The organism is Candidatus Pelagibacter sp. HIMB123 (assembly GCF_052048195.1).
Taxonomy (GTDB): Bacteria; Pseudomonadota; Alphaproteobacteria; order Pelagibacterales; family Pelagibacteraceae; genus Pelagibacter.
In genome coordinates this window covers 1-5,712 of the sequence record NZ_JBNAIL010000030.1, presented here as the reverse complement: position 1 = coordinate 5,712, position 5,712 = coordinate 1, and the positions used below count along the sequence as shown (strand labels likewise).

General features: G+C 32.8%; 6 protein-coding genes. All 6 read right to left on the bottom strand.

Features of this window, described 5'->3' with window-relative positions; genetic code table 11:
- On the bottom strand, positions 1-1,119 hold a 1,119-nt coding region (locus tag ACTTBL_RS06500), incomplete at its 3' end, for an acyl-CoA dehydrogenase family protein (RefSeq protein WP_440644117.1).
- A gap of 26 nt (positions 1,120-1,145) precedes the next feature.
- Positions 1,146-2,252 (bottom strand): 3-isopropylmalate dehydrogenase, encoded by a 1,107-nt coding sequence (gene leuB / locus ACTTBL_RS06495; RefSeq protein ID WP_440644116.1) that lies wholly within the window; start codon positions 2,250-2,252, stop codon positions 1,146-1,148.
- The gene (gene leuD, locus ACTTBL_RS06490) at positions 2,245-2,850 is read right to left on the bottom strand and encodes a 3-isopropylmalate dehydratase small subunit (protein WP_440644115.1); all 606 of its coding nucleotides are present in this window, start codon (positions 2,848-2,850) and stop codon (positions 2,245-2,247) included. The genes leuB and leuD overlap by 8 nt, the downstream gene beginning before the upstream one ends.
- Entirely contained in the window at positions 2,851-4,254 is a 1,404-nt protein-coding gene (leuC, locus tag ACTTBL_RS06485) for a 3-isopropylmalate dehydratase large subunit (protein ID WP_440644114.1), read from the bottom strand.
- An 11-nt stretch (positions 4,255-4,265) separates the two neighbouring features.
- Positions 4,266-4,841: a 50S ribosomal protein L19 gene (rplS, locus tag ACTTBL_RS06480; protein ID WP_440644113.1), complete on the bottom strand. Its 576-nt coding sequence runs from the start codon at positions 4,839-4,841 to the stop codon at positions 4,266-4,268.
- A gap of 16 nt (positions 4,842-4,857) precedes the next feature.
- Complete coding sequence (gene trmD, locus ACTTBL_RS06475) at positions 4,858-5,544, bottom strand: tRNA (guanosine(37)-N1)-methyltransferase TrmD (RefSeq protein WP_440644112.1); 687 nt, start codon at positions 5,542-5,544, stop codon at positions 4,858-4,860.
- Between the last annotated feature and the right edge of the window lie 168 nt (positions 5,545-5,712).

The following is a 5,712-nucleotide window of genomic DNA, read 5'->3' as shown; positions in this document are numbered from 1 at the left end:
ATAAAGACTCACCTCAGTTTGTTGTGATAACCAAAAACATAAAGCTCTTTCACCTTCAATGATTGACTTCATATTAAGTAAAGATCTTCTAATATCTGCATGTTCAATAATAAAATCTGCTCCATTAGTAGATTTTGAATTATTTGTTTTGCCTTGCTTTCTTTCTTTTGCATAAGCAAGTGAATTTTGATAAGCAATTTCAGAAATCCCTAAACCTTGAATACCCACAACTATTCTCTCTAAGTTCATCATAGTAAACATTGCGCTAAGACCTTTGTCTTTAGTGCCAATCATATATCCGGTTGCTTCATCAAAATTTAAAACACATGTTGCAGAACCCTTGATTCCCATTTTAGTTTCAATTGATCCTGTTGAAATTCCATTTCTTTGACCAACACTTCCATCTTCATTTACAATATACTTTGGAACTAAAAACAAACTAATTCCTTTAGTGCCCGCTGGTGAGTCTGTTGACCTTGCTAAAACTAAATGAATAATATTTTCAGTTAAGTCATGATCACCAGAAGTTATAAAAATCTTTTGACCACTAATTTTATAAGTATCATCGGACTGTTTAACAGCCTTAGTTTTTAATAAACCTAAGTCTGTTCCACATACTGGTTCAGTTAAACACATTGTGCCACTCCATTTACCTTCAACAATCTTTGGTAAATATTTATCTTTTATTTCATTAGATGCGTGATGATTAATACAATTATATGCACCAATACTCAGTTCACTATATAATTTAAAAGACAAACTGGCTGAAGAGAGCATTTCGTCAAAGAATGCACTTACAGTTTTTGGCATTCCTTGACCACCATATTTTGGATCACATGACAACGATGTCCATCCATCTTCAATATATTTCTGATAAGCTTCTTTATATCCTGGTGGTGTTCTAACCACACCGTTTTCTAAAACTGCTGGATTTTCATCACCTGCTTTAGCAAGTGGTAAAATTAAATTTTGATTTATTTTTGCTGCTTCTTCTAAAATATCTTTAACAAGATCTGCACTCACCTCATTATATTTTTCAAGCTCGTTATAATTTTTGTTGTCTCTTAATTTTTCAAAAAGAAACATCATGTCTTTTACTGGAGCAGTATAACTTGGCATTTTAAAAGCTTAAAATAAATCTAGTTTTATTGCAATTTTGAAATTATCGCATCACCCATTGCTGAGGTAGATGTTTCTTTCATACCATCTGACATGATATCTTTGGTTCTTAAGCCATCATTTAAAACATCTTGGACAGCTTTTTCTAAAATATCAGCTTCTTTGTCGAGATCTAAAGAATATCTTAAAGCCATAGCAAAACTTAAAATAGATGCTATTGGATTTGCCAAACCCTTACCTGCAATATCTGGAGCTGATCCATGTATTGGCTCGTACATAGCTCTCATTTCACCATCTTTATTTTTCGCACCCAAAGAGGCGGAAGGTAAAAGACCTAAAGATCCAGTTAACATTGAAGCTTGGTCTGACAACATATCACCAAATAAATTATCAGTGACAATTACATCAAATTGTTTTGGATATCTTAAAAGCTGCATAGCACAGTTATCTGCTAACATATGACTTAATTCTACATCTTTGTATTCTTTATCATGAAGCTCTTGAACTTCTTCTTTCCATAATTGTCCTGCTTCCATCACATTTGATTTTTCACATGAAGTAACTCTGTTTGATCTTTTTCTAGCTAAATCAAAAGCAACTCTTGCCACTCTAGTAATTTCACTTGTTGTGTATGTATGAGTATTAATTCCTTTCCTCTCACCATTTTCAATTGGCTTAATTCCCCTAGGTTCACCAAAATATATACCTCCAGTTAACTCTCTAACTATCATTATGTCTAATCCTGAAACTACTTCTGGCTTAAGTGTTGAGGCACCTACTAATTGTTCAAAACAAATTGCTGGCCTTAGATTTGCAAAAAGTTTCAATTCTTTCCTAAGTTTTAATAAAGCTCTTTCTGGTTTTTTTGAAAATTCTAAACCATCCCATTTTGGACCTCCAACTGCCCCTAACATAATTACTTCACTTTCTAAAGCTTTATAAAAAACCTCATCCGTAATCGGGGTACCGTGTTTGTCATAGGAACATCCACCTACTAACTCTTGATCTATTTCAAAATCTAGAGATTTTTTATCATTAAACCAATTAATAATTTTTTTTACCTCAGCAATAACCTCTGGACCAATACCATCACCAGGAAGTAAAAGTATTTTTCTTTTTTTTACTTTAATCATTAAACACCCAAGGCTTTTCGTTTTTTAAATTTTTTTCAAACTTTTCTATTTTTTCTGATTTTTTTAATGATAAGGCAATATCATCAAGTCCTTCTAACAAACATTTTTTTTTAAATGGATCAACTTCAAATTTTAGTTCATTGTTACCATAAACTATTTTTTCTTCATTCAAATCAATAGAAATTTCTTCTTTTCTATTTGCATATTCTGATAGCTCTTTTATTTTTTCTTCTTCAAGAATTATAGGTAAAATTCCATTTTTAAAACAATTGCTATAAAAAATATCTGCATAACTTGAACTTATTACACAAGTAATTCCAAAATCTAATAAAGCCCAAGGAGCATGTTCTCTCGATGAACCACATCCAAAATTTTTTCCAGCAATTAAAATTTTAGACTGATTAAAAGGATCTTTGTTTAATACAAAATCATTTATTTCTTTTCCTTGATCATCATATCTCATTTCAAAAAATAAATTTTTTCCAAGACCAGTTCTTTTAATAGTTTTTAAAAACTGTTTTGGAATTATCATATCTGTATCAATATTTACTATTGGTAAATAAGCTGGGATACTTTTTAATGTATTAAATTTTTGCATTTAATTTTGATACTTTCTAACATCATCTAAATTGCCTGAAATTGCAGCTGCTGCAGCCATACCTGGACTTACTAAATGAGTTCTACCACCTCGCCCTTGTCTTCCTTCAAAATTTCTATTTGATGTAGAAGCGCATCTTTCTTCTGGCTTTAATTTATCAGCATTCATTGCCAGACACATAGAACAGCCTGGTTCTCTCCATTCGAAGCCTGAATTAACAAAAATTTTATCTAATCCTTCTTGCTCCGCTTGTTCTTTTACTAAGCCTGAACCTGGAACTACTATAGCATTAACATGTGACGATACTTTTTTATCTTTTAAAATTTTTGCTGCTTCTCTTAAATCTTCAATTCTACCATTAGTACAACTACCAATAAATACCTTGTCTATTTTTATGTCCGTAGCTGCCATGTCTGGTTTTAGACCCATATACTTTAAAGCTCTTTCAATTGAATTTTTTTTATCTTCATCAGTCTCATTTTTTGGATTTGGAACTTTTTCATCAATTGTTATTACATCTTGTGGCGACGTACCCCATGTAATCATAGGCAAAATTTCATTTGCATTAAGACTAATTTCTTTATCAAAACTCGCTCCTGTGTCTGTTTTTAAAGTTTCCCAATAATTCAAAGCTTTATCCCAATTTTCTCCTTTTGGAGACATTGGTTTTCCTTTTAGGTATTCAAAAATTTTTTCATCTGGTGCAATTAATCCTGCTCTTGCGCCACCTTCAATTGTCATATTACAAATAGTCATCCTTTGCTCAACGCTTAAAGATCGTATTAAATCTCCAGCATATTCCACAACACAGCCTGTCCCACCTGCTGTTCCTATTTTTCCAATTATTTGAAGTATTACATCTTTAGAAGTAACTCCTAAAGGAAGTTCACCATTAACGTTGATTCTAAAATTTTTAGCTTTCTTCTGAACTAAAGTTTGAGTTGCCAAAACATGCTCAACCTCTGATGTTCCTATTCCAAATGCTAAAGCACCAAATGCGCCGTGTGTTGCTGTATGGCTATCTCCACAAACAATAACTGTGCCTGGTTGAGTGAAACCCTGCTCAGGCCCTATGATATGAACTATACCTTGCCTTTTATCATCCATTCCAAATAACTGAACTCCAAATTCTTTACAATTTGCCTCTAATGTATCAACTTGAATTTTTGATTCTTCATCTGAGATACCTTTAGATCTATCTGTTGTAGGAACATTATGATCTGCAACTGCTAAAGTTAAATTTGGGTGTCTGACTTTTCTATTAGAATTTCTTAACCCTTCAAAAGCTTGGGGACTTGTCACCTCATGAATTAAATGTCTATCTACAAAAAGTAAAGATGTACCATCATCTTGTTGATCAACTAGATGATCGTTCCAAATTTTATCGTATAGTGTTGTAGACATTGAAAAAAAAATTATTTTTTTTCTGTAGAGCTTTCTGATTTTTGTTCTACTTTAGGAGCTTCTGCTGCCGGAGCTGCTTCTTTTTTAGATGCTTCTTCTGCTTTAGGAGCCTCTGCTACTGGAGTTGCTTCTGCTTTAGAAGCTTCTTCTTTAGGATCTTCTGCTGCTGGAGCTACATTTTCTTCTGTAACTGTCTCTGGTTTTACGTCGATATCAATACCAATTTTTTTTCTAATTTTTTCTGCAATTCTTGCCGATTTACCTGTTCTATCTCTAAGATAGTAAAGTTTTGCTCTTCTTACTTTACCAGATCTAATAACTTTAATTGAATCAATCAATGTTCCAAATAAAGGGAAAGTTCTTTCAACACCCTCACCAAAGGAAATTTTTCTAACGGTAAAAGATGAGTTTAAGTCTCTACTTTTTTTAGCAATACACACTCCCTCAAAATATTGAATTCTCTCTTTTTTACCTTCAGTAATTCTCACACCAACTTTAACAACATCTCCAGGATAAAATTCTGGAATTTTTTTCTCTGAAAGTATTTTGTTTACGTTGTGCTGGTTTATTTCTTCTATTGTTTTCATGTTAATATTTATCAATTTAATTCTTCTTATATTTTTCCCATAAATCTGGTCTTCGGACGCGTGTTATAGCCTCAGATTGAGATAAACGCCAGTCTTTAATTTTATTATGATCACCTGATAATAGTACGTCTGGCACCGCTTTTTCCTCCCAAATTTGAGGTTTTGTATACTGAGGGTACTCTAGAAGATCATTTTCAAAGGTTTCATCTAACTTAGAGTTTTCATTTCCCAATACACCTGGCAGCAATCTTAAAATACTATCTATAACTACATATGCTGCCGACTCTCCGCCTGATAAAACGTAATCTCCAATACTAATTTCCTCAATATTTCTTGTTGAAAGTATTCTTTCATCTACACCTTCAAAATGACCACAAATTAGAGAAAGAGATTTTTCGTTAGCTAGCTCTTTTGCTAAATTTTGATCAAATTTTTTTCCTTTTGGTGACAAATATAGGATTCTCTCACCATCATTTTTATTTTCATCTAAAGACTTTGCAAGAACATCTGCTTTTAACAACATGCCAGATCCACCTCCATAAGGCGTATCATCTACTGTTTTATGTTTATCATCAGCTGAATCTCTTATGTTTATTACTTTCAGGTTCCACAAATTATTTGATAAAGCTTTTCCATAAAGTCCTTTAGATAAAGGACCAGGAAAAACCTCTGGATAAAGTGTAAACACTTGAGCTTGCCACATAAATAATCTTTAAATTATTTTTTTTCCTCTGCTGGAGCTTCTTCTTTAGGAGCTTCTGCTGGAGCTGCTTCTGCTTTTGGAGCTTCTTCTTTAGGAGCTTCTGCTGGAGCTGCTTCTGCTTTTGGAGCTTCTTCTTTAGGAGCTTCTGCTGGAGCTGCTTCTGCTTTT